Source organism: Jonquetella sp. BV3C21 (assembly GCF_000468895.1).
Classification (GTDB): domain Bacteria; phylum Synergistota; class Synergistia; order Synergistales; family Dethiosulfovibrionaceae; genus Jonquetella; species Jonquetella anthropi.
Genome location: NZ_AWWC01000024.1, coordinates 1 through 22354 on the forward strand (window position 1 = coordinate 1; position 22354 = coordinate 22354).

Below are 22354 nucleotides of genomic sequence, written 5' to 3' on the forward strand. Positions count from 1 at the left end.
TTAGAAAGGGAAGAGCGCCCAGTACGCGAAGCGTCGCGAGAAAGAGAAGAAAGAAAGCGGAGAGAAAATCGGGGCGAAGACAGTCGCCTTGCCCGTGTGCGGGGAACGCCGGAAAAGAGAAGAACTAGCGCTTTCGCTGTCGCGTGGCGTGTTTCGAGAGGAACGTTCTATGGCGATTTAAGGTAGAAAAGTCACCTGTTGAGATAAAAAAAGAACTCTTCGTTTAGATTATGAGAGCTAAAAGAAGAAAATACCGCCGCGCGGATCCTCTTTGACAACCCGCGCGGCTTTTTTGTGCCTGACCTTCTGACCGTACCGCTGACGGCTCCTTTTTTCGTGTGGTATTTGTTCGTTCGCCTTCGGCTCGTTGGCGATGAACGTTTGTCAGGGCGTTTTTTGGTCTTCGGGCCGTGTTCGCCCGGCGGTCGGGTGGCGGGTGCAGAAAGTTTTGTCAGCTCGAGTGGTGGTTACCGGCTCGGGGAGCGTTTTCGGGGTCGCGGGGTAGTTGTTCGGTCGTTGGGCGTTTGGCCGTCGGTCGTTCGTCAGCCGACGGACGCAGAAGGTTTATCGGCTCGTCGGACGATTCGATGTTGGAGAGCGTTTTTTGAGGCGGCCGGGCTTATCGGCCGTTGAACATTTTCCCTTTCGAGGGCGGCTTGGGGCAACTCGCGCGGCTTTTTTGTGCCGACCTAGCTGTGCGGCAGACGGTAAGTTCTCTGGTTGGCGTGGTTGTTGCTGGTTTGCTGTCCCTTGGCGGGGGCGCCAGCGGTTCATTGGCTGTTTACGAGTGCACGGAGTGGTCATCGGGGCAGCGATTGGTTGTTGGGGCGCGAGCTGGACGTCAGGGCGTTTTTGCTTTTGAGCGCGCGAACGGTTTTTGAGGCCAAGACGATTTATTGGGCCGTTGTGGCTTTCTCAGCTAGGGCGGCGGGTTCTAGTTTGCTGTCCTTTGGTGAGGCCACAGAAAGGGGGCGAGGCAATGAGGCTGTCGCTGGCTTGCTGGCTATTGGCGACGTCGCAAACGGTCACCTGCTCAGAGACTGATTACGAGGCCACGGGCGGTAATCGGCTTGGCGACCGCTTGTGAGGCCGCAATCGGTTTATCAGGTCGGCGGTTGTTCCCAACTTCCAGAACGTTTATCGCGGTAGCGTGCGGTTGCGAGGGCGCAAACGGATTATTGGCTCGGTGGCGGTCATGAGGGAGCAGACGGTATATAGGCTCGCTGGGGAGTTTCGGCGGCCCATTGTGGTTTTCGCGGCTCATAAGACGGTTTCAAGTTCGCGGGCGGCGCTCAATTTAGCGCTCCGATTGCCGCCGCGTGCGGTTTATCAGCTCATTGGTCGTTTGCCAAGCGGCTTTCGGAGCGCGGGTGGTTATCGCCCCGCCGGGGGCCGCTTGGCGATCTAATCCGGGCGAAGAGAGTGCCTTCAAAAGGAATAGGCTATACTTAACAACGGGACGACGCGCTTTTTGCCGCCAAGGGCGCAGGGTGGAAGAGGCCCTGTTTTCGGCCAGCGACGCGGGCTAGCAAGCGGCAGGGCGCTCGTGAACGAGGGGGGAACGATGATGAGGCGAAAGGACCGGGAAGTTCTGTCAAAAGAGTGGATGGAAGATGTCATTCAAGAGGCGCTCTATATGGAGCTTGCGATGTCTGACGACGGCGAGCCGTATGTCATTCCGCTGAACTACGGCTATAGCGGCGGCCGCTTTTACGTTCACGGGGCGATGGCCGGACGGAAGGTTGACGCGCTGCGTAAAAATCCGCGCGTGGCCTTTAACGTCCTCAGCGGGGTTCGAATCGTGTCCCGCCCGCGCAAGCCGGGTAAGCTGTGGTGCGTTTACCGAAGCGTTTGCGGTACTGGAACGGTTCGTTTCCTGACCGACTTGGAAGAAAAACGCCGCGCGGTTGCCGTTTTGAAAGAGCACTACAGCGACGGCAACGTTGACTATATGAGCCGGGACGAAGCGATGAAAAAAGTGGTGAACGTCTTTGTCGTTGATGTGGAAGAGATGACGGGAAAAACGAAAGGCTATCCCAACCCGAGCAACCCGGCCGCGCCGCTGTTTGAAGAAGCGTCAAAGTAAGGGCGCCGCTCGCGAGGCGGCGTTAAGGAGAAGCGATCAGTCGTAACTTTTCGGCTCGCCCGCGCGGGCGTTTCTGCAAAGGCTGTCGCTTGCGCCGCGCTACTGTCCGCCGGCCTGCGCGGCGGGCTTTCGGGCGAGCATTTGGTCTCCCAGCGCGGCATTTTTGTGAGCTGTCACCTTTGCCCGCTGACGGGTGACGCGTCCTTTGGGACGGGGGAGCTGTCGCTCGCTTCAACGCTGGGCGGCTTGCACGGGAAGGCTTTATTTCCCGGCGGTCAGGCTGTTGACGGTCGGTTTGTTGAGCCGCTGTCGCGGGGCCGCTGAGCTTTCGGCCTGCTGGCGGTTTAACAGTGGCCGTGACAATTTACAATACAGTTCTGCCGCGCTGGTTGCTAGGACAACCAGTGCGGCATTTTTGTGCGCTGTTTTCTTTTGCGCTGAAGAATAGCTCGGCGGTCTGAGCTGGCGCTCTTGGCCCGTGGGGAGCGCATAGGCTCAGCGAACCGCGCTGAGCCGGGAAGGGCCGCCGCTTGGCGGAAGTTTTTTGGCCAGCGAACGGTTTATGGGCCCGCCGGCAGTTCCTAAGGCCGTGACCGGGCGCTGGGGTGGCTGGCCTGCCGTCGGTTTGCTGGCCAGTTGCGGGGCGACGGACGATGTATCGACGGGGCGGGCGGTTGCTAGCGGACGAGCGGTTTTGAGGCGACGCGGGATTTATCGGCCCGTGCGCGGATATCGGACGGCGGCAAAGAGACTACTCCTCGCTAGATGGGATTTATCGGCCCGTGCGCGGATATCGGCTTAGGTTTCGCTCGTCAGGCGACTGGGGCCTTGCCGGCTCGGGCGGCGGGTTCTAGCTCGTTGTCCCTTGGCGAGGCCGCAAACAATTTGTCGGCCCGCCGGGTGGGCTCGAGGCGATGCAGAGCTTGTCGGCTCGTGGGGTGGCTACCGACTTGTGGGCAACTGGGACGCCGCAGTCGGTTTATGGGCTCGGGGTCGTTTCTCAATGTGGTGCTATGACTTGCCGGTCGCAGGTGTTTTTTTGCTCGGTGCCGGAGAAATCTTTTGCCGAGCATGCGGCCAATTCAGGCCTGGCCGGGCGTGACGCCCTCATAGAAACGCACGATTTTCGCTATACAATTTCTTGACGGGGGGAGGTAAATAAGATAAAATCACTTGCGGTCGTATGTAGTTATATCCATTTTTAAGGGTTATTTATCCTTTCTTGAGGGGAAAGGCGAGGAGATCGGTTGTATTTTGAGCGGCAAAGCTGACGATAGTTCGCTGCGAGAGCGGTCAGTGCGGTCGGAGCATTTGTTCTTTAGGTTTCAATAACGGCGGACAGTCGAAAGCATAAATTTCCCCCTGCGGCGGCGGGGGCGGCGAAGTCCACGAGAGACGGAATTCAGAGAAAGAGGGTAGAAGGAATGAGCAAGGTTTTGGAAACACTTTTGAATCGGGGAAAAAAACGCCAAGGAGCGGCATCGAAAGCGGGCAAGGGAACGGCCGGGAGATCGGCGGCGCGCTATGGCGCGGTGCTGGCCCTGATGGTGGGCGTGGCCCTCATGCAGCCGGCGGCCTACGCGGCAGACCCTGCCACGCAGGATGATATTGCCGGGCTGCAGGCACAGATTGACCAGCTGAAAAAGGCGCAGACCCATTACTTCTCCGTCAACGGCGGCACGCAGGGTAATAACTACAGCAATGACGGCGCGAAATCGGTGAATTCCATTGCCATCGGCGTGAATGCGGCCACAGGCCCCAAGGGAAATGATGCCATTGCGATCGGGACGAACGCCTCGGCTCATTACAACGGCGGCCCCGGCCCCATTGCCATTGGGTCCGATACCAAGGCGCACGCCCAGTACGCGATCGCCATCGGCGGGGGAGCGGAAGTTTCGGGCACAGGCGGAAAAGGCGACCAGGGTATCGCCATAGGCCGAGATGCCCGCGTGGATAACGCCCCTGGCGGCGTTGCCCTCGGCTGTGATTCCTATGCCACCAATCAATCTGCCATCGCCATCGGCAGTAGCGCCCACGCGGAAGAATTGGATACCCTTGCCATCGGCGTCGGCGCGAAATCCTACGCTAACTCCGGCATGAGCATGGGATCGTATTCCATGGCGGCGGGCAAGTTTTCCATCGCGCAGGGCTTTAACTCCGTAGCGAACGGCAGCCTCAGTGTTGCCCTCGGTCCCATGGCAACGGTGTACGATTCTACGACCAAGCTGGCGGCGGCGGAATACAAAAAATTGTCTCCGGAAGAGAAGGCTTTTTATAAATACCATACAGAGGGCAGTAACGGACAGCCCGATTTCTACTATCGTGCCGATATGGATAACCACGGCGGGGATGTTACCTTCTATGTGGACGGCACGGCGCTGGGAACTTACTCCACGGCGCAGGAAAAGGGCACGTCCGTAGGCGCGCTGGCCATGACTAGTTCCTTTGGCAGTGCACTGGGCTATCGGGCCCGTGCGCTCAGCGTAAACTCCACGGCAGTGGGTGCCTATGCTATCACCAGAGCGGAAGACGGCGTGGCGCTCGGCTCCTATACGCTTGCGGACCGCGCGGCGGGAGTCGGGGGCTACAACCCGGGAACGGGTGAAACCTATGCGGGCGACGCGGCAGCCGCGGCGCTTTTCGGCAAGACCACGGAAGTCAACGCGCTGAATGGAAAAATTAAGGAGGCCAATAGAGCCATCAAGGAGGCAGCGGTCGCTGTCACCGACGCCAATAAGGCGGTAGCGGCCGATCCTCAAAATAATGCGAAACGGCAAGCCCTCAGGGCGGCAGAAACGAACTACACGAAAGCCGTTAGTGAGCGCGACAACCTCATCAAAGAAAAAGGCGGCCTCGTCGGCACATGGTCCTCGACACTCGGTGCGGTCAGCGTGGGCTCGTTGGAAGGCTCCACTCGCCGGATTACCCGCCAGATTACCAACGTGGCCGCGGGCAGTGCGGACACCGACGCGGTGAACGTGGCTCAGCTGAAAGCGCTGAACGGCAAAGTCGACGCGAACGCGGTTCATTATTTCTCCGTCAATGATGGAGGAGCTCGGGGAAGTAACTACAACAACGACGGCGCGAAATCGGTGGATTCCATCGCGATCGGCAAGAGCGCGATCGCATCCAAAGCGAACGGCATCGCGCTGGGTAATGGCGCCTCCATCAATTACGACGAAGCCGTCGCTATCGGCCGCGGCACGAGAGCGAGCGGCGTGGGCAGCATCGCGCTCGGCGGCGGAGCGATGATCGCTTCGAACGGCTACGACATGACGAGCATCGCTATCGGCCGGCAGGCCTATGTCCTCAACGGCTCCGGCGGGCAGGAATACATGCTTAGTTTCGACCAGGACAACTGGACCGTGAGCGGAGGTCTCTTCCGTCGGACATATGCACCGAAAGACGTGAGCCGCATTGCGGGCGGCATCGCCATCGGCGCGAAAGCGTACGCGCGCACCGGCAGCATTGACATCGGCTCCCGCGTCTACCCCAACGACATGGCGGGAGAAAAGGCGGCGAACCTGAGACCGGCGAATATCGTGAATATGACCACGGTCGGCACGAACAGCTACAACAAAGGCCCTTTTGCCAGCATCTTCGGCGCCTATTCCATCATGACGGGCGACTTCACCGGCGCAGGCGGTTTGAATACCCTGCAATACGGTGCGCAGAATACCGGTTCCGTCATCGTGGGCTCGCTGAACAGCAGCCGCTCCAAAGGGCATGGCACTTTCAGCGGCATCGCGAACAGCATCGTCGGTTTCGCCAATACGGTGGATAATTCGAATGGCGCGCTCGTCTACGGCGCGGGCAATAAGATCACCAATTCGCTGAAATCGCTCCGCAAGAATCCGGGCGCGGACAAGATGAAATCCGTGGACGCGGCGGCGGAGGCCTTCCGGGACATGGTCGCGAGCGAAGAAGGCGGCGCGACGCTGGCGATCGGCGGCGCCAATACCGCGGACTACACGCAGGCCTCGCAGATCATCGGCGTGGGCAATACGCTGACCGGCCAGGAAGCCGCAGTCAGCACGAACAACATGATCGACGGCTACCGGAACACAGGCACGAACGTGAGCCATGTCACCATCATCGGCTCGAACAACACCGTGAAGGACAGTGAAGACAATATCCTGCTCGGCGACAATCGCGGGATTAACGCCAAGAGCCACAACATCGTCATCGGCTCGGCCGAAAAGGGCAGCAGCAGCCCGCTGGAGCTGAAGAGCGAGAACTCGGTCGTCCTCGGCTACAAGGCCAACGCCACCGCCGACGGTGGGGTTGCACTGGGCAGCGATTCCGTAGCCGACCGGGCAGCCTTTGCCACCGAAACAGAGGCGCCGTTTAGCAAGGTCAAACTGAACAGCACGAATACCTTGGGAGCCGTCTCGGTCGGGCAGAAGGGCAAGCTACGCCAGATTACCAACGTGGGCGATGCCACCGAGGATACCGACGCGGTCAACCTGCGTCAGCTGAAAGCGGTAGGCGCCAACTTGGCCGGCTTGAGTGAGTTCACGTTCAACTTCTCCAACAAGAAGGCCGGGACTGTGACGAATGTCGGCACGACTAAACTGACTGACGGGGCGCTGAACATTCAAGCGATTGACGGCCTGAAGATTGCGTACGATCGTTCGGCGAAGCTCTATACCGTCGGACTGGACAAGGACGCGATTGCCGCCGATCCGACGCTTCACGGCAAGGACGGCAGGGACGGCAAGGACGGCAAGGACGGCGTCGGCATTGACAAGGCAGTCATTAACGGCGACGGCCACCTGATTATCACTAGAACTGACAGCAAGGAGATCGACGCAGGGGAAGTAAAAGGCAAGGACGGCACGGACGCTAAGTGGAAGGCGCTAGTCGCGAAAGCGATCGGCACGAACGGTACGGCCTCGGGAAGCGCGCAGGAGATCGGTGCCGACCAGCAGCTGACCTTTGAAGCGGGCAAAAACGTTGACCTGAAATTGGCCGCCGACGGAACGGCCGGCTCCAAACTGACGATCGCCGTTTCTGAGAATCCGACGTTCAAGAGCGTGACGACAGGCGACGTGACGATGAACGGCGACGGGCTGACGGTCAAAAACGGTCCGAGCGTGACGAAGAAGGGCATCGACGCGGGTGGCAAGAGAATCACCAACGTGGCCGACGGGGTTGATAAGAGCGACGCGGTCAACGTCGGCCAGCTGCAGAGGGCTATCGCTGAAGTTGGCGGAGCCGACAACGGCCAGATCGTCAAGCGCGTGAACGAACTGGACAGCCGAGTGGACAACGTGGGCGCAATGGCTGCGGCGTTTGCGGCCGTGCCCTCGCTGGACTACGACGAAGCGCACCCGACGTCGCTGGGCCTCGGTTACGGCGCTTACAGCGGCAAGAGCGCGGTTGCGCTGGGCCTGTCCCACTACGTCAACCGGGATCTCTTAATCAAGGGCGGCATGTCGATTTCCGGCGACGAGAAGAGCTTCCATCTGGGAGCGGCGATCCGTCTCGGCTCATCGCCGAAGGTTGAAAGAACGAATGGCCGGACCGTGAGAGTCAGCACCACCGAGATGGTTGCTCTGCGGCAGGTGAGCGACCTGAAGGATGAAGTTTCAAAGATGAGCGACGGGATGGCCCAACAGAAGAAGGAAATCGAAGAGCTCAAGAAGCTTCTGTTGAACAAGAAATAAGCATTAACAAAAAGACGAGGCGCACCGGTTTCGGTGCGTCTCGTCTTTTCATTAGAGTTCTTTCCTTATTAAAGAGAGAGATTAAAGGGCGAGGCGGCGGAGGCGAAGGGCGAGCGAGAGCGCGAAACCGTTGCGGCCCGACGCGGCGCCGGGCGAGAGGCGTTCGATTTTACCAAGCCGCTGGCGAACCGTGTTGTAGTGAATCCGAAGGCGGTCGGCCGCTGCGGCGCCGTTCCAGTTTTCCAGCGAGAGGGCTTCGAGCGTTTCGATCAGTTCGGGGTAGGACGCGAAGGGGGCGAGCCGTCGGGTCACGTACCGGCGGCCCGCGTCGGAGCGGGCGACGGGAGTTAGGAGCGCGGCGTCGTCCAGATCGTCCCAGCAGGCGAGAGTTCCCGGCCGTCTGAGGCCCGCGTCGGCCGCTGCGAGCGCCTCGTTCAGGCTTTCGCCGGCGTCCTTGGGGGACTGCTTGAACCCGCCGAGGGCGAGAGAGGCGTCGGGGACGGCGGCGCCCAAGCCGCGCAGGGCTGGAAGGTCGTCGCGACACGCTGGAGCGGCGAAGCCGGAGCCAAAGGGGGCGCAGATGTGGGCTTTGCAGGCGGCGCGGAGCCGGTCGCGGGTTTGGGCCGGCGACGTTTGGGGCATGACGAGGGCGACGGCCAGCTCTTCCCGGGGGAGAAACCGTTCGGCCCGCCTGACAAGGGCTTCCAGTTCGGCCGGGTGGGCGGTCAGAAGGGAACGCCAGATTTCTTCGTTGAGCCGTTCGGCGCTGGCAAGTTTCTGTCCGGTCCTGTCAAAGTACAGCGTCAGGGCGGCGGCGGCTTCGTCGAGGGGCCGGTCTATCGGCTCACCGCCGGTCGGGTAGACGAGGAGCCAGCCGGCGGTTTCGCCGCCGGATGTGACGGCCCGGTGAGGGTAAATTCCTAAGAGCTCGTGAAGGGGCAACGAGCGAATCTGGGAGATGAACTGGCTGGAACGGGCGGCCAAAACTGGGGCAAGTCCGCCCCGAGGTATCCACGCGGCGTGGCCGAGGCCGCGGGCGAGGCTCTGGACGAGCGCTTCGAGCGGGGCGCCGGACGTGAGGTCCTCTAAGATCCGTTCGGCCCTGCGGTCAAAAAACGACGACAGTCCGGTGACGAGCGTCTCGAGCGGGACGTTCTGGTCGGCCGAGAGGGCGGTGTCGGGCGCCGGGCCGCGGACGATCGGGACGGCACCGCCGGCGGCGACGGCTTGAACGGCCCTGACGCAGGCTTCCCACCGTTCGGGCGGGAAGGACTGGACGATCAAGGCGACTGCTCCGGCGCTCTGGGGCGCGTACGGCGGTTCGGCCAGCGTCCAGCGGACGGCATTCCCCTGCGGCGCGCCGCGGAGCGTTACGCCGAGCGATTGAAAATGAGCGGTCAGCTCGCCAAGTGTCGGCATGGCAAAAACCTCCATTAAATATTCGATTAGATGTGTTAAAAAGTTATTTAAACGAGTTAAAAACGGTTGAATGTATATATTCTATATTATTTTTGATATTTATGGCTGTTTTTGTCTATGGCGCCGGCCGATGGTCTGTTAGGATAGATGACAGGGAGTTGGGAACTCTCATTTCAGAAAGGTGGGGTTGCCGTGGCGGAATTTATTCGGTGGTTTGACGAGCTTCGAGTGACTGATGTGCCTCTGGTCGGGGGCAAGGGTGCTAACCTTGGCGAGCTGACGTCGGCGGGGGCCGCTGTGCCTCCGGGCTTTTGCGTCGTCGCGCCGGCTTACAGCGCGTTTATCGACGGCGCGGGGCTGAAGGAGCCGATCGTCAAGCTGCTTTCGGGGCTGGACCCGGAGGATACGGCGGAGCTGCAGAGCCGGTCGGCGGAGATTCGTCGGCTGATCGTTGGGGCCGAATTCCCGAAGAATATGGCGCGCGAGATCACGGCGGCGTATGGGGCTCTGTGCAAGACGCTGAACGAGGAGAACGCGGCGGTGGCGGTTCGCAGTTCGGCGACGGCCGAGGATCTGCCGGACGCTTCGTTCGCCGGCCAGCAGGATACGTTCCTGCACGTGCAGGGTATCGATATGGTGATCCGCAAGGTGAAGGACTGCTGGGCGTCGCTGTGGAACGCCCGGGCGATTTATTACAGAGCGAAGCAGAACTACGATCATTTCAGCGCGGCGCTCTGCGCTGTTGTGCAGGCGATGGTGCAAAGCGAGCTTGCCGGCGTGATGTTCACCGCTAATCCGGTGACGGGCGAGCGCGGGCAGATTATGATTAACGCCAGCTGGGGGCTTGGCGAGGCCGTTGTGAGCGGTTCGGTGAGCCCGGACGAGTACATTCTGAGCAAGGACAGTCTGACCGAGCTGGATGTGGTGGTGGCGTCCAAGAAGACGATGGTCGTCGAGAAGAGCGGCGGCGGGACGGCTGACGTGGCTGTGGCCGACTATTTGGGCCCAGAGTGGGTGGACAAGCGCTGCATGTCCGCTCAGGCCGTGAAGGAGCTGGCGGGCGTGGGCAAGTCGATTGAGGAGCACTACGGCGCGCCGATGGACGTTGAGTGGGGCGTGGACCGCCGGACGAAGAAGCTCTACGTGCTGCAGGCTCGGCCGATTACGACGCTGAAAGGGCAGTCGGCCGAGGGGGCGGCGAAGAAGGAAGGTCCTCACGATAAGGCGAAGTTGACGGTGCTGGTGCGCGGACTGGCGGCTTCTCCGGGTATCGCTCACGGGCGGGTGGTGTTCATCGACGACTTGAGCCAGATTGACCGGGTGAAGACCGGCGACGTGATGGTGACGGCGATGACGAACCCGGATATGGTCCCGGCGATGAAGAAGGCCGTTGCCGTAGTGACCGATGAGGGCGGCCGGACATGTCACGCGGCGATCGTGAGCCGAGAGCTGGGGATTCCCTGCATTGTCGGCTCCAAGTCGGCGACGACTGTTCTTCAGGAGGGCATGGAAGTGACGGTTGACGCGACCCGCGGCGTGGTCTATCGCGGGCGGGTGGACCTGTCGAGCGACGAGGACAAGCACTCTCCGCTGGCGCCTGCGGCGGCGGGTCGGACGGTCGTTCAGGAGACCGCGCCGGTGACGGGGACGAAGATTTACATGAACTTGGGCGACGCTTCGATCGTCGGCAAGTACAAGGACCTGCCGTTCGACGGGATTGGGCTGATGCGGACCGAGTTCATTTTCTCTCATCTGGGTGTTCACCCGATGCACCTGCTGCGCACCGGGCGGGGTCAGATGCTGATCGACGATATGTCAGACGCTGTGAGCACGGTCGCTCAGGCGATTTATCCCCGTCCGCTGGTTGTCCGGATGAGCGATTTCCGTACGAACGAGTTCCGCGGCCTTGAGGGCGGCGACCAGGTGGAGCCGGAGGAAAACAACCCGATGATCGGCTGGCGCGGCGTGTCGCGCTACATTTCGCCGGCGTATGAGGAAGGGTTCCGGCTGGAGTGCAAGGCGATCAAGAAGGTTCGGGACGAGTTCGGGCTGATCAACGTGTGGGTGATGCTGCCGTTTGTGCGCACGACTTGGGAGCTGGCGCGGGTCAAGAGCGTGATGGCGTCCGAAGGGCTGATTCAGAATAAGTCGTTCAAGATCTGGATTATGGCCGAGGTTCCGGCGGTGGTCTTCCAAGCTGACGAGTTCGCCAAGATGGTCGACGGGTTTAGCATCGGCAGCAACGACCTGACCCAGTTGGTGATGGGCGTGGACCGCGATTCGGGCGTGCTGAACACGATGGGATACTTCGACGAGCGCGACCCGGCCGTGCAGAAGGCTATCCTGACGTTGATCGAGGCGTGCCACCGCGCGGGCATTACCTGCTCGATCTGCGGGCAGGGGCCGTCGCTGTACCCGGATTTTGCTGAATTTTTGGTGCGCAACGGTATTGACAGCATGAGCGTGAACCCCGACACGGTGAGCTATACCCGCCGACTGGTGGCTGCTGTGGAGCAGCGTCTCATTTTGAACAGCCTGCGGAATCGGTAGCGGTCGGGGAATTGACAACTGAACAGAGGCCGATACAATAGGGCCGAACCGAAGAGGACCGATTTCGGTCCTCTTCCCTTATTCTGGCTGTCGATCAGGAGGTGAGGAAACTGTTCAGGCAATTGGAAGATCGCGAGCGGCAGTTTCTCTCTCCGCGGGTTCAGCGTCTTATCTATAGACTGCAGCAGGACGGCGGTGTGACGCCGAACGAACTCGAGCTGGCCGTCACGATGGCCGCCGGGGGCGGGGAGCTCGCGGGCCGTCAGACGGACGTGAGGGAGTTTATGGCGCTGCTCGACCGGGTAGTGCTCCGAAGCGCCGGAAAGAACTGGGAGATCGCTCCTATTTTGGACGATCCGGCTTCTGCTGATTTGAACTAGGAGGCACGAATGGCACAGAGAAAAAGCGATCGGCCGAGCGACGTTTCGGTGGCTGGGAAAGCGCCGGCGTCGCGCCGGACCGCCGGGATCAGAAAAACGACGGCGAAGGCCGCGAAGCCTTCGGCGGAGGAAACCCCGTCCCTAGCGAAGACGGCCCGGCCGAAGGCAGCGGCCAAGAAAGCCGCGTCTGGAACGAAGACGGCCGCTAGGCCGGCAGCGGCGAAAAAGACGACGGCTCGGAAGAAAGCCGAGCCGAAAACGGCTGCTCGGCCGCGGTCCCTTCGGAAAGCCACCGGCTCGAGCGCGGCCGGCGCCGGCAGGAAAAGCGCCGCGGCGGCGGAGCCGGGCGTCAGAAAAGGGACGCTGGTTGTCGTCGAGTCGCCGACGAAGGCCAAGTCGCTGGATAAAATGCTCGGCGCAGGCTACACGGTGAAGGCAAGCGTCGGGCACATTATGGACTTGCCGAAGAGCCGGCTGGCCGTGGACGTGGACCACGGGTTTGAGCCTGAGTACATCCTCGTCCGCGGGAAAACGTCGGTGAAAAACGAGCTGGTGAAAGCCGCCCAGTCGGCCAAGCACGTTCTGCTGGCGTCGGACCCTGACCGAGAAGGTGAGGCGATCGCTTGGCACCTGGCCCGGCTGTTGGGCGTTGACCCGAAAAGCGACTGCCGGATTCGTATGCACCAGATTACCCGTCAGGCTGTGACCGACGCTGTGGCTTCTCCCGGCCCGATCGACCAAGATCTGGTGGACGCCCAGCAGGCGCGGCGCGTTCTGGATCGGCTCGTGGGGTATACCTTGAGCCCGCTTCTGTGGAAGAAGATTCGCAGGGGGCTTTCAGCCGGCCGGGTTCAGTCGGTGGCGCTTTCGATCCTGTGCGATCGGGAGAAGGAAATTGAGGCGTTCGTCCCCCAGTCGTACTGGCCCGTGACGGCTCGCGCGTCGAGCCTTGACGGAAAACGGTCGTATGAACTGGCGGTTGAGCGCTGGAACGGCGAGTCAGTTATGGAAGACGGGCGGCCGATGAAAATCGACTCCCAGCAGAAGGCTGACGAGATCTGCGCCGAGCTGCGACGCGTTTCGCCGGTCGTGACCAGCTTTGAGACGAAGGAGTCGGCCCGACGCGCGCCCGCGCCGTTTAAGACGAGCACGCTTCAGCAGGAGGCGGCGCGCCGGCTGCGCTACTCGCCTCGGCGGACGATGGCGATCGCCCAGAGCCTTTTTGAAGGCGTTTCCCTGCCCGGCCGGGGGCCTGTCGGGCTGATTACCTATATGAGAACTGATAGCCTCCGCTTTGCGCCGGAGGCTTTGGCGGCCGTCCGAGCGCTGATTCACGAGCGGTTCGGCGCCCGTTTCCTGCCGAAAGAGGCCAACGCCTTTCAGGCGCGGGCCGACGCGCAGGACGCCCACGAGGCGATTCGGCCTACCGATTTTGCCCTTGACCCCGATTCGATTCGCGCTGCCTTGACTGACGAGCAGTACGGCCTGTACCGGCTGATCTGGCGCCGCGCGGTGGCCAGCCAGATGACGCCTGCGCAGGTCGCCTCATCGACCTTGACGGCCGAGGCGGGGGCGGCCGGTCTGAAAGGGACCGGCTCGCGGGTGATTTTCCCCGGCTGGGGGGAAGTGTGGCCGCTGGACTTAAAGGACACTCTGTTGGCTGAGGCGGTCAAGGGCGAGACGCTTCGGCTGGACGAGTGCTTCAGTGAGGCGAAGCAGACCCGCCCGCCGTCCCGGTACACAGAAGCCCAACTGATTAAAGTGCTTGAGGATAAGGGGATCGGCCGGCCTTCCACCTACGCCGCCATTGTGGAGACGCTTTACGACCGGGACTACGCCCGCCGGGACGACGACCGGCGGCTCGAGCCCAGCCCGCTGGGCCGCACGGTAGAGAAATTCCTGAAAGATCATTTTGACTCGTCGAGCCAGTCGCCAATCATGGAGACGGACTTCACCGCCCATATGGAAGAATCTTTGGACAGCGTGGAGTCGGGGCAGAAGCCTTGGCGGGACGTGCTGGGGCAGTTCTGGAAGCCCTTTTTAGAGGCGGTAGCCAAGGCTGACGAGGCTGCTCCGCTGCCCAAGCCGGAGCCTGAACTGACCGGGGAAAACTGCCCGGAGTGCGGCCGCCCGCTGGTCAAAAAGCGGAGCCGGTTCGGCGAGTTCATCGGCTGCAGCGGGTACCCGGAGTGCAAGTACATTAAGCCGCCGACGATCGGCGTGCCCTGCCCAAAGTGCGGCGCGTCCTGCGGCGGAGAAGTGGTGAAACGGCGAAGTAAAAAGGGACGGACGTTTTATTCCTGCAGCCGGTACCCGGACTGCGATTTCGTCTCGTGGAACCGGCCGGCGGGCAAAAAGTGCCCGTCCTGCGGGACTGATATGGTCTACATGCCCCGGGCGCGCAAGGCCGTTTGTCCGGCCTGCGGCGCCAAGGACGAGGAAGACAGTTGAAGCGGCACGTTACCGTTCTCGGCGGCGGGCTGGCCGGTAGTGAGGCGGCGTGGCAGCTGGCCCGACGCGGCTGGAACGTGACGCTGGTGGAAATGCGGCCGGTTCGGTCGACGGAAATTCACGTCTCCGACCGGCTGGGCGAGCTGGTGTGCAGTAACTCTCTTGGGGCCGACGGGCGGAATCCCGCCGGCCTTTTAAAAGACGAGCTTCGAACGTTCGGCAGCCTAATTATGGAAGCGGCCGATCAAACAGCTGTTCCGGCCGGTAAGGCGCTGGCGGTCGACCGAACCGCCTTTTCAGCCTTCATCACCGAGCGGCTGAGCTCCCTGCCGTCGGTGGTGATTGAGCGGCGAGAAGCCGTGACGCTGCCGGAAGGACCGGTCATTTTGGCTACCGGCCCGCTGACGTCCCCGTCGCTGAGCGACGCGCTGTCCGAGGCCTTGGGCGGCTTGGACCTTTACTTTTACGACGCGGTGGCTCCGGTCGTGGCCGCCGAATCGCTCGATATGGCGGTCATTTACCGGCGCGACCGGTGGGGCGAAAGCGGGACTGGCGACTACCTGAACTGCCCGATGGAACGGGAAGAGTACGACCAGTTCGTCGCCGCGCTGACGTCGGCCGAGCGGGCGCTACTGCACGACTTTGAAAAGCCCCGGTACTTTGAGGGGTGCATGCCGGTGGAAGTGCTGGCGTCCCGGGGGCCGCAGACGCTTCGGTTCGGCCCAATGCGGCCCGTGGGACTTGAACGGCCTGACGGGAGTCGGCCGTACGCGGTGGTTCAGCTGAGAGCGGAGACGGCGGATCAGCGGTCATACAACCTAGTGGGCTTTCAGACGAACCTCAAGTGGAAAGAGCAGGCCCGGGTCTTTTCGATGATTCCCGGGTTAGGACATGCCGAGTTCCTTCGCTACGGCGTGATGCACAGAAATTCCTACGTGGACGCGCCACGGTGCCTGAATAAGCTGCGGCTGAATGGCAGGCCAGACGTCTGGATCGCCGGGCAGCTGTCCGGCGTCGAAGGGTACGTCGAAAGCTGTGCGATGGGGCTTGCCGCCGCGCTGGAGCTTGACGCGCTGACGGGCGGGCGAGAGTCGGTCCCGTGGCCGGAGGAGACGGCCACAGGGGCGCTTCTCGCCCGGCTGGCCGATCAGACGGGCAAGCGTTTTCAGCCGGTCAACGTGAACCGTGGAATTTTCCCGCCTCTTGACGATGCCCCCAAGCGGGCCAGCAGGGAGGACAAGGCGCAAGCGGTCTACCGGCGCGGGATCACCGCGCTGGCCGAAATGCTTCAAAGCAGGCCGGACCTAAAAAGCCCAGAGGGGCGAGAATAGGTTCGGCGCAGGGGACGACGCGTAAACACGTAAGAAGCCCGAAAGGAGGCCAGCCAGAATGCCGCCTTTTCGGGCTTCAATTTTGAATTGAAGCATGTTAAGCTATTTTCAATTGTTCATATGGACAATATAAATCGAGCTATACATATCTTTCAGAACATTTTGTCAGGAGGCAGAGGCGTGGCGGCGTTCGATTTGGAGACGTGGATCGGCCGATATATCGACTGGATCAGCCTTGCCCAGAACTGTTCTCCGGCGACGGCGCTGAATTACCGAAGCGACTTGGAGCAGTTCGCCGCTTTTGCCGGACAGAAGGGAGAAGCCGACCTGTCGGCTCTGACGCCTGAGCGGGTTCGGCTTTTCATTCGGGGGCTGTCGGGCTGGGGGCTGAGCGCCACGTCGGTTTCACGCAAGCTGTCGGCCCTGCGTGGCTTTTGCGGGTACTTAACGGATCAGTCGGCCATTCCGTCTGATCCGACGCTGCCGATTCGCGGCCCGAAGTGGCCGGATCACCTGCCGCAGGCTCTGACACAGGATGCGGTGAACCGGCTCATCAGTGCCGCAGGGACGATCGAGCCGGCGGCGCGAAACCGCTGTTTGCTCGAGCTGGCCTACAGCGCCGGGCTTCGGGTCGCCGAGCTGGTAAGCCTCAAGTGGTCCGATTTAGACGAGACGGAGCGGTGGATTACCGTGATGGGTAAAGGGAGCAAGGAACGGATGGTCCCATACGGCCAGTGGGCGGCCAGCGCTCTGGCGGAGTGGAAGGCCCAATGTCCGCCCAGCGAAAAGGGCTGGGTGTTTCCCGGCAAGGGCGGCAAGTCCCTGACCGAGCGGACCGTTCATCGGCTCGTCGAGGCGGCTTCCCAATTGGCTGGGACGCCGGGGGCGTCTCCCCACACGCTGAGACACTGCTTTGCTACTCATATGTTGGAAGGCGGCGCGTCGGTCAAGGCGGTACAGGAGCTTCTCGGGCACGAGAGCCTGCTGACGACGCAGAGATATTTGAGAATCAGCCCGGAGCGGCTGAGAAGGAGTTACGACGATGTCAATGACGACCTTAGCGAACGGGACGGCCTTTGAACCGATTCACGGCACGACCATCGTCTGCGTTAGAAAAGACGGATCTGTTGCCATGGCCGGCGACGGCCAGATGACGATGGGCAGTCAAATTTTGAAGGCTGGGACCGTGAAGGTCCGCCGGCTGTACAAGGACAGCGTGTTAGTCGGCTTTGCCGGCACGACGGCCGACGCGATGACGCTGATGGATCTGCTGGACAAGAAGCTGGAAGAGTACAGCGGCAACCTGCTGAGGGCTGCCGTTGAGCTGACAAAGACCTGGCGGACCGACAGAATGCTGCGCCACTTGGAGGCCATGATGCTGGCCGCCGATCGGGAGCACACTGTTCTGATATCCGGCGCCGGCGACGTGGTAGAGCCGGAAAACGACGTGGCGGCTATCGGCTCAGGCGGCGGTTTTGCGCTGGCGGCTTCCCGGGCCTTGATGATGGGAAGCTCGTACGACGCCAAGAAGATCGCCGAAACGGCGATACGCATCGCCTCTGAAATTTGCATCTACACCGACGACAAAATTACCGTGGAGGTTCTCTGATGGCTGAAATTTACAACGCCGACTCTCTTCAGCCGGCGGCAATTGTGGCTTACCTTGACCGGTACATCGTCGGTCAGACGGAAGCCAAGCGGGCCGTCGCGGTCGCCCTGCGCAATCGGGTGCGGCGACGGCGGCTTCCGGAGGAGCTGGCAGCTGAAATCACGCCCAAAAACATTCTGATGGTCGGCCCGACGGGCGTCGGAAAAACCGAGATCGCCCGACGGCTGGCGTCGCTCGTTCAGGCTCCGTTCGTCAAGGTTGAGGCCACCAAGTTCACCGAAGTTGGGTACGTGGGCCGGGACGTTGAGTCGATGGTCCGCGACTTGGTCGAAGCGGCCGTCCGGATGGTCAAGGAACGTATGGCCGCCGAAAAAACGGACTCCGCGGCCAGTGCCGCCCGCGAGCGGATGATCGACTACCTCGTGCCGGTGAAGCGCTCCGGCGAGGGCGGCGGTATTCCGACCTTCATGAGCTACCTGAAAGGCGTCGAGGCTGACGAGCCGTCTCAGGGGCCGGAAATGAAAGACAGCACGCGGGACAAGATGCGCCGCCTGCTCGAAGAAGGCAAGCTGGACGACCGGGAAGTCGAAATTGAGGTGCAGGAGACGCCGCCGGCGACAGGAATGGACCAGTCGGCTATGGGCGTGAACATCGGCGAAATGCTCGGCTCGTTCATGCCCAAGCGGACGAAGCGCCGCCGGGTCAAGGTCAAGGACGGCCTGCGGATTCTGCAGGCAGAAGAGGCTGAAAAGCTCATCGACACCGACCGGGCCCATCAGGAGGCCATCAAGTCGGCTCAGGACGAGGGAATCATCTTTATCGACGAAATCGACAAGGTTGTCGCCAGCGAAAACCGGGGCGGGGCCGACGTGAGCCGAGAGGGCGTTCAGCGGGACTTGCTGCCCATCGTCGAGGGCTGCACGGTTCCCACCAAGTACGGCCCGGTGAAGACCGACCACATGTTGTTTATCGCCGCCGGGGCGTTCCAGTCGGTCAAGCCGAGCGACCTTGTTCCGGAACTGCAGGGACGGCTGCCGCTTCGAGTGGAGCTGTCGGCTCTGCGGAAAGAGGATCTGTCGAAAATTCTCACCGAGCCGCGGCACAACCTTCTCGATCAGTACAAGGCCCTGCTGTCCACTGAAGGCGTGGAGCTGTGCTTTACCGCTGACGGCATCGACCGGCTGGCTGAACTGGCCGAGCGGACGAACCGGGAAAGCGAGAACATCGGCGCCCGAAGGCTCCACACCATGCTGGAGCGGGTGCTGGAGGACGTGAGTTTTTCTGCCAGCGACTACGCCGGTCAGACCGTGACGATCGACCGGGCGGCGGTGGATAAAAAACTGGCTGATATTGCCGCAAACGTCGATCTGCGGCGGTATCTGCTCTAACGAAAGGAGACGGCGCGAATGAGTCAGAACGAAGATATTCGGGTGTGCCAGGGGAAAGCCAAGGACGAGATGGACGAACTTCTGGCGACCACCCGTCTGGTCAATCGGACCATGCAGGGCCGCCGGGAGGGCGAGACCCTGGACTACAGCAAACTCGCCAAGGCTTTAGGGACGTTTTCAACGGCGAACGCCTACCTGATCGGCTGCGACGGCCGCGTGCTTGGCTACTCGTGGCAGGAGGGGTACAGCAGCAAGGTCCTCGAGACGAGTTTTAGGCAGGGGATAATGCCCGAATCGCTCGTCGAGCGGGTCAACCATCAGCGCGAGACCGTCGTCAGCCATGCCGACGCGTACCTCTTCGACGACGCGGCGCAGAACCCGTCGGAGAAGACCGCCCTGTTCGTGCCGATTTACGGCGGCGCAGAGCGGCTCGGAACGCTGATCCTTTCCCGGCTGGGCGCCGAGTTCAGCACGAAAGACCTCGTTTCGGCCGAGTATTTGGCGACGATCGTGGGGCTTGAGATCCTGCACGATCGGGGGCGGCAGATCGAAGAAGAAGGCCGGGAGCGGCTGATCGTCCAAATGGCGATGAGAGCCCTCTCGTATTCGGAGGTCCAGTCGATTCGCCATATCATCGAAGAGCTGGACGGCTTTGAGGGCGTCGTCGTGGCGAGCCGCGTCGCTGACCGGGTTGGGGTGACCCGGAGCGTGATCGTCAACGCGTTCCGCAAGCTGGAAAGCGCTGGCATCATCGAGAGCCGCTCGCTCGGCATGAAAGGCACACATCTGCGCATTTTGAGCCCGCTTTTTGTGAGCGAGCTAGGAGTCTCGTTTGATGGACGGTGATCGATCGGTGAGAGTACTGACCTACTTCAGCCCGCCGGCTCGGACTCGCTGGCTAAAAAAGGCCTCTCGTGCGTTTCTTGCTGCAGCTACCTTCTTTGCGGCGCAGGGCGTCGTTTTCGCTTCCTCAGTCAGCCAGGCCGAATGGGACGCGCTGACGCGCAAGGTGCTGGGCAATTACGAGGAGTCTAAAAAGGCTTCCCACAGAAAGGTGAATCTCAGCCCGAGCCCGGTTCAGGTTTCTCAGCCCCGCACAGCTGGCGTCGCCCAGTCCATCAGCAGTTTCTTCAGGCGGTTTAACCCCCAACTCTCCCAGAAGACCGCGGACCAGTACAGCCAGTACGTCTGTGAGGCCAGCGCTCATTTTGGCGTGGATCCTGCACTGATGGGGGCGCTGATCGTCCGTGAGTCTGGCGCAAAAGAGAAGGCCTTGTCCCGGTCTGGGGCCGTCGGGCTGACGCAGGTCCTGTGGAAAGTGCACAAGTCGACGCTTCCGAAGGCTTTTTCCCAGATCAAAACTCGGAAGGACTTGTTTGAGCCGGAGAACAACATCTGGGCTGGGACGTGGATTTTCTCCGGCTACCTGAAAGGCGCCGGGGGGAACGAAAAAGCTGCTCTCCTGAGGTACCTGGGGCGGAATAATACCCTGTACGTCCAACAGGTTCTGGCATATCGGAAAGAGATTGCCGCGGGCCGTTAGGTTCGTTTCCCCCCTTTCTTTTTCACAGTGAATTATGATATTCTTTTGACGAAGCTCGAAGCTCAGTTTTTCCGGGATGAAAGAGCATACATGAGATGAAACGAGGAGGAAAAGTCATGGAAAGACTGGTCAACGACGTATATCTCTCCGGGGTTCTCCACTTTCTGAAGGGCAATGATCGGGGCGAAAGCAGACTTGGCAAGTACGTTGAGTTCTCACTGAAGCGTGAATTTAAGGACACCGACGGGTGCGACCGAATTGACTTTCTGAGAATGCGCGCTTTCGATCAGTCGCTGCAGGACTGGATTCTTCAGCAGGAAGAGGGGGTCCCGGTTTGGATCGCCGGTGAACTCCGGTCATCGCTTGGCAGCGGACGTAACTACGTGTTGGTGACCCGTATTCAGAAACTGAATCAGATTTAGCACTCTCGCTTCACAGCGAACCAGAAACAAAAAAACCGAAAGGAGTCTCACCCAGAGCAATGGAACAGACGGAAGCGAAAACCGCGTCATCTCTGCTTCCCGGAGATGTTGTCACCGGGACGGTCGAACAAATCATGCCATACGGAGCGTTTGTGCGGCTCTCCGACGGTCAGCGGGCGATGATTCACATTTCCCAGCTTTCTCACAGGTTCATTAAAAAGGTCGAGGACGTCCTTCAGCTCAACCAGGAGGTCAAGGCGAAAGTCACCAAGATCGACGAGCGGGGGCGAATTGACCTTTCGATGAAGGTTCTCGAAGAACCGATGCCCGCTCCGCGTCCGTCTCGCAGTTCCTCGGCGCAGTTCGGCGATGGGGACGACTTTGAGAAAAAACTGTCCTCGTTCCTCAAGGTGAGCGAGGAAAAAATTTCGACTATGATGTCCAAGAACGCCAAGAACGGGCGGCCTCCGCGCCGCAAGGGCGCGCGCCCGTAAGGATGAGAGGCCCCTTTTTAGGGGGGCGCTCGGTAGGCTCAGCCTGCCGCCGGATTGTGGAAGGCCAGATGGCGTCTCGGCGGTTCAATGAGAGGGCTTTGATTGGTGTCGGATCGTACTGTTCCTGGGGATATCCCCAGGTTATCGTTTGCCGACCGCTGGTTGGCGCCCGTCCGTTTCCGACCTCGTTTTGGCTAACCTGCCCTTGGCTCGTCAAACAGTGCGGATGCCTTGAGTCAGCTGGCGGCGTCGGTCAGTTGGAAGCCTTTCTCGCGGACCGGGGGGCGCAGTGGCGCGACTATCAGAGGCGGTACGCGGCTTTTCGGCTGTCGCTGCTTTTGCCTCATCAGGAGGCTTTTCTGCGGCGGTTCTGCCGTCCGCTCTGGATCAGCATTGCGAAGCGAGGCGTCGGAGGTCTCAGAACTACCGAGCTCCCGTCGGTTAAATGCCTTCACCTGCAGGTGGGGGCTTGGCTGGGAATGGGAGAGCATCCGGCCCAGTCTTGGCTTTCTGATTCCATTGGCCCGATTGATTGTCCTGATCGAGCGTGCTCCCGGTTTGAAGAAAATGTATTCTGACGGCAAAATCACTTTGAGGGCTTGAAAAATCAGCTCGAATTGTGTATCATTCCCCAGTGACGCGTCGTCGAGAGTCGTTAGCTCAGTCGGTAGAGCACCGGACTTTTAATCCGGGTGTCGCGAGTTCAAGTCTCGCACGACTCACCATTGGTCCCATTGTCTAGTGGCCTAGGACACCGCCCTTTCACGGCGGTAGCGCGGGTTCGAATCCCGCTGGGACCGCCACCATGCCGACTTAGCTCAGTTGGTAGAGCAGCGCACTCGTAATGCGCAGGTCTCCAGTTCAAGTCTGGAAGTCGGCTCCACGAAGTTTTGCCCCGCGGAAACGCGGGGCTTTTTTGTATCTTTCCGGCCTTTGCCGTTGAACCATGCGGCAGTCGTTGCGCCAACTCGTCCGACTTGATACAATATGTTCTGATATTGTGCCAAGTTTA

The 22354-nt window shown here is 61.0% G+C and carries 15 protein-coding genes and 3 tRNA genes; 17 read left to right on the forward strand and 1 reads right to left on the reverse strand.

Annotated features, from left to right (window positions below):
• Positions 1–1564: 1564 nt before the first annotated feature.
• Entirely contained in the window at positions 1565–2086 is a 522-nt protein-coding gene (locus HMPREF1249_RS06110; protein WP_008521237.1) for a pyridoxamine 5'-phosphate oxidase family protein, read from the forward strand.
• Between the two features lie 1424 nt (positions 2087–3510).
• Entirely contained in the window at positions 3511–7755 is a 4245-nt protein-coding gene (locus HMPREF1249_RS06115) for an autotransporter adhesin (RefSeq protein ID WP_021776018.1), read from the forward strand.
• An 81-nt stretch (positions 7756–7836) separates the two neighbouring features.
• Here the strand turns inward: HMPREF1249_RS06115 and HMPREF1249_RS06120 are convergent, their stop codons facing one another.
• Positions 7837–9174, reverse strand: coding sequence for a PucR family transcriptional regulator (locus HMPREF1249_RS06120; RefSeq protein WP_021776017.1), 1338 nt, complete (start codon positions 9172–9174; stop codon positions 7837–7839).
• A gap of 147 nt (positions 9175–9321) precedes the next feature.
• Here HMPREF1249_RS06120 and ppsA point away from each other — a divergent pair, with 147 nt between their 5' ends.
• The 15 genes from ppsA (at position 9322) to HMPREF1249_RS06195 (ending at position 22225) form a co-directional block, all read left to right on the forward strand.
• Positions 9322–11724, forward strand: coding sequence for a phosphoenolpyruvate synthase (gene ppsA, locus HMPREF1249_RS06125; RefSeq protein ID WP_008521227.1), 2403 nt, complete (start codon positions 9322–9324; stop codon positions 11722–11724).
• A 197-nt stretch (positions 11725–11921) separates the two neighbouring features.
• Positions 11922–12104: a hypothetical protein gene (locus HMPREF1249_RS06130; RefSeq protein ID WP_008522910.1), complete on the forward strand. Its 183-nt coding sequence runs from the start codon at positions 11922–11924 to the stop codon at positions 12102–12104.
• Positions 12105–12113: 9 nt separating this feature from the next.
• On the forward strand, positions 12114–14555 hold the full coding sequence (topA, locus tag HMPREF1249_RS06135; protein WP_021775997.1) for a type I DNA topoisomerase: 2442 nt from the start codon (positions 12114–12116) through the stop codon (positions 14553–14555).
• Positions 14552–15886, forward strand: a complete 1335-nt coding sequence (trmFO, locus tag HMPREF1249_RS06140; RefSeq protein ID WP_008522906.1) for a methylenetetrahydrofolate--tRNA-(uracil(54)-C(5))-methyltransferase (FADH(2)-oxidizing) TrmFO — start codon at positions 14552–14554, stop codon at positions 15884–15886. Before topA ends, trmFO begins: the two co-directional genes overlap by 4 nt.
• Before the next feature lie 180 nt (positions 15887–16066).
• Positions 16067–16966, forward strand: coding sequence for a tyrosine-type recombinase/integrase (locus tag HMPREF1249_RS06145; protein WP_008522903.1), 900 nt, complete (start codon positions 16067–16069; stop codon positions 16964–16966).
• Positions 16929–17495, forward strand: a complete 567-nt coding sequence (gene hslV, locus HMPREF1249_RS06150) for an ATP-dependent protease subunit HslV (RefSeq protein ID WP_008522901.1) — start codon at positions 16929–16931, stop codon at positions 17493–17495. The genes HMPREF1249_RS06145 and hslV overlap by 38 nt, the downstream gene beginning before the upstream one ends.
• Complete coding sequence (hslU, locus tag HMPREF1249_RS06155; RefSeq protein WP_008521218.1) at positions 17495–18883, forward strand: ATP-dependent protease ATPase subunit HslU; 1389 nt, start codon at positions 17495–17497, stop codon at positions 18881–18883. The genes hslV and hslU overlap by 1 nt, the downstream gene beginning before the upstream one ends.
• A gap of 18 nt (positions 18884–18901) precedes the next feature.
• Positions 18902–19729: a GTP-sensing pleiotropic transcriptional regulator CodY gene (gene codY, locus HMPREF1249_RS06160; RefSeq protein ID WP_021776002.1), complete on the forward strand. Its 828-nt coding sequence runs from the start codon at positions 18902–18904 to the stop codon at positions 19727–19729.
• Positions 19719–20426 (forward strand): transglycosylase SLT domain-containing protein, encoded by a 708-nt coding sequence (locus HMPREF1249_RS06165; RefSeq protein WP_021776006.1) that lies wholly within the window; start codon positions 19719–19721, stop codon positions 20424–20426. The genes codY and HMPREF1249_RS06165 overlap by 11 nt, the downstream gene beginning before the upstream one ends.
• A 116-nt stretch (positions 20427–20542) precedes the next feature.
• Positions 20543–20848 carry a hypothetical protein gene (locus tag HMPREF1249_RS06170; RefSeq protein ID WP_008521214.1) on the forward strand — a complete coding sequence of 102 codons (306 nt, stop codon included), beginning with the start codon at positions 20543–20545 and terminating at the stop codon, positions 20846–20848.
• A gap of 59 nt (positions 20849–20907) precedes the next feature.
• The gene (locus HMPREF1249_RS06175; RefSeq protein ID WP_008521213.1) at positions 20908–21342 is read left to right on the forward strand and encodes a S1 RNA-binding domain-containing protein; all 435 of its coding nucleotides are present in this window, start codon (positions 20908–20910) and stop codon (positions 21340–21342) included.
• Positions 21343–21410: 68 nt separating this feature from the next.
• A complete protein-coding gene (locus tag HMPREF1249_RS06180; protein ID WP_008521212.1) occupies positions 21411–21920 on the forward strand; it encodes a DUF501 domain-containing protein in 510 nt (169 codons plus the stop codon).
• A gap of 71 nt (positions 21921–21991) precedes the next feature.
• Positions 21992–22067: transfer RNA gene (locus HMPREF1249_RS06185), tRNA-Lys, on the forward strand.
• Positions 22068–22069: 2 nt separating this feature from the next.
• A tRNA-Glu gene (locus HMPREF1249_RS06190) sits at positions 22070–22145 on the forward strand.
• Positions 22146–22149: 4 nt separating this feature from the next.
• Positions 22150–22225: transfer RNA gene (locus tag HMPREF1249_RS06195), tRNA-Thr, on the forward strand.
• Positions 22226–22354 lie beyond the last annotated feature (129 nt).

What these genes read in the sequence shown, in the direction of transcription:
- HMPREF1249_RS06110 (WP_008521237.1), top strand. Translation starts at nt 1,565, where the DNA reads ATGATGAGGCGAAAGGACCGGGAAGTTCTGTCAAAAGAGTGGATGGAA.
- HMPREF1249_RS06115 (WP_021776018.1), top strand. Translation starts at nt 3,511, where the DNA reads ATGAGCAAGGTTTTGGAAACACTTTTGAATCGGGGAAAAAAACGCCAA.
- HMPREF1249_RS06120 (WP_021776017.1), bottom strand. Translation starts at nt 9,174, where the DNA reads ATGCCGACACTTGGCGAGCTGACCGCTCATTTTCAATCGCTCGGCGTA.
- ppsA (WP_008521227.1), top strand. Translation starts at nt 9,322, where the DNA reads ATGACAGGGAGTTGGGAACTCTCATTTCAGAAAGGTGGGGTTGCCGTG.
- topA (WP_021775997.1), top strand. Translation starts at nt 12,114, where the DNA reads ATGGCACAGAGAAAAAGCGATCGGCCGAGCGACGTTTCGGTGGCTGGG.
- hslV (WP_008522901.1), top strand. Translation starts at nt 16,929, where the DNA reads ATGTCAATGACGACCTTAGCGAACGGGACGGCCTTTGAACCGATTCAC.
- hslU (WP_008521218.1), top strand. Translation starts at nt 17,495, where the DNA reads ATGGCTGAAATTTACAACGCCGACTCTCTTCAGCCGGCGGCAATTGTG.
- codY (WP_021776002.1), top strand. Translation starts at nt 18,902, where the DNA reads ATGAGTCAGAACGAAGATATTCGGGTGTGCCAGGGGAAAGCCAAGGAC.
- HMPREF1249_RS06165 (WP_021776006.1), top strand. Translation starts at nt 19,719, where the DNA reads ATGGACGGTGATCGATCGGTGAGAGTACTGACCTACTTCAGCCCGCCG.
- HMPREF1249_RS06170 (WP_008521214.1), top strand. Translation starts at nt 20,543, where the DNA reads ATGGAAAGACTGGTCAACGACGTATATCTCTCCGGGGTTCTCCACTTT.
- HMPREF1249_RS06175 (WP_008521213.1), top strand. Translation starts at nt 20,908, where the DNA reads ATGGAACAGACGGAAGCGAAAACCGCGTCATCTCTGCTTCCCGGAGAT.
- HMPREF1249_RS06180 (WP_008521212.1), top strand. Translation starts at nt 21,411, where the DNA reads ATGGCGTCTCGGCGGTTCAATGAGAGGGCTTTGATTGGTGTCGGATCG.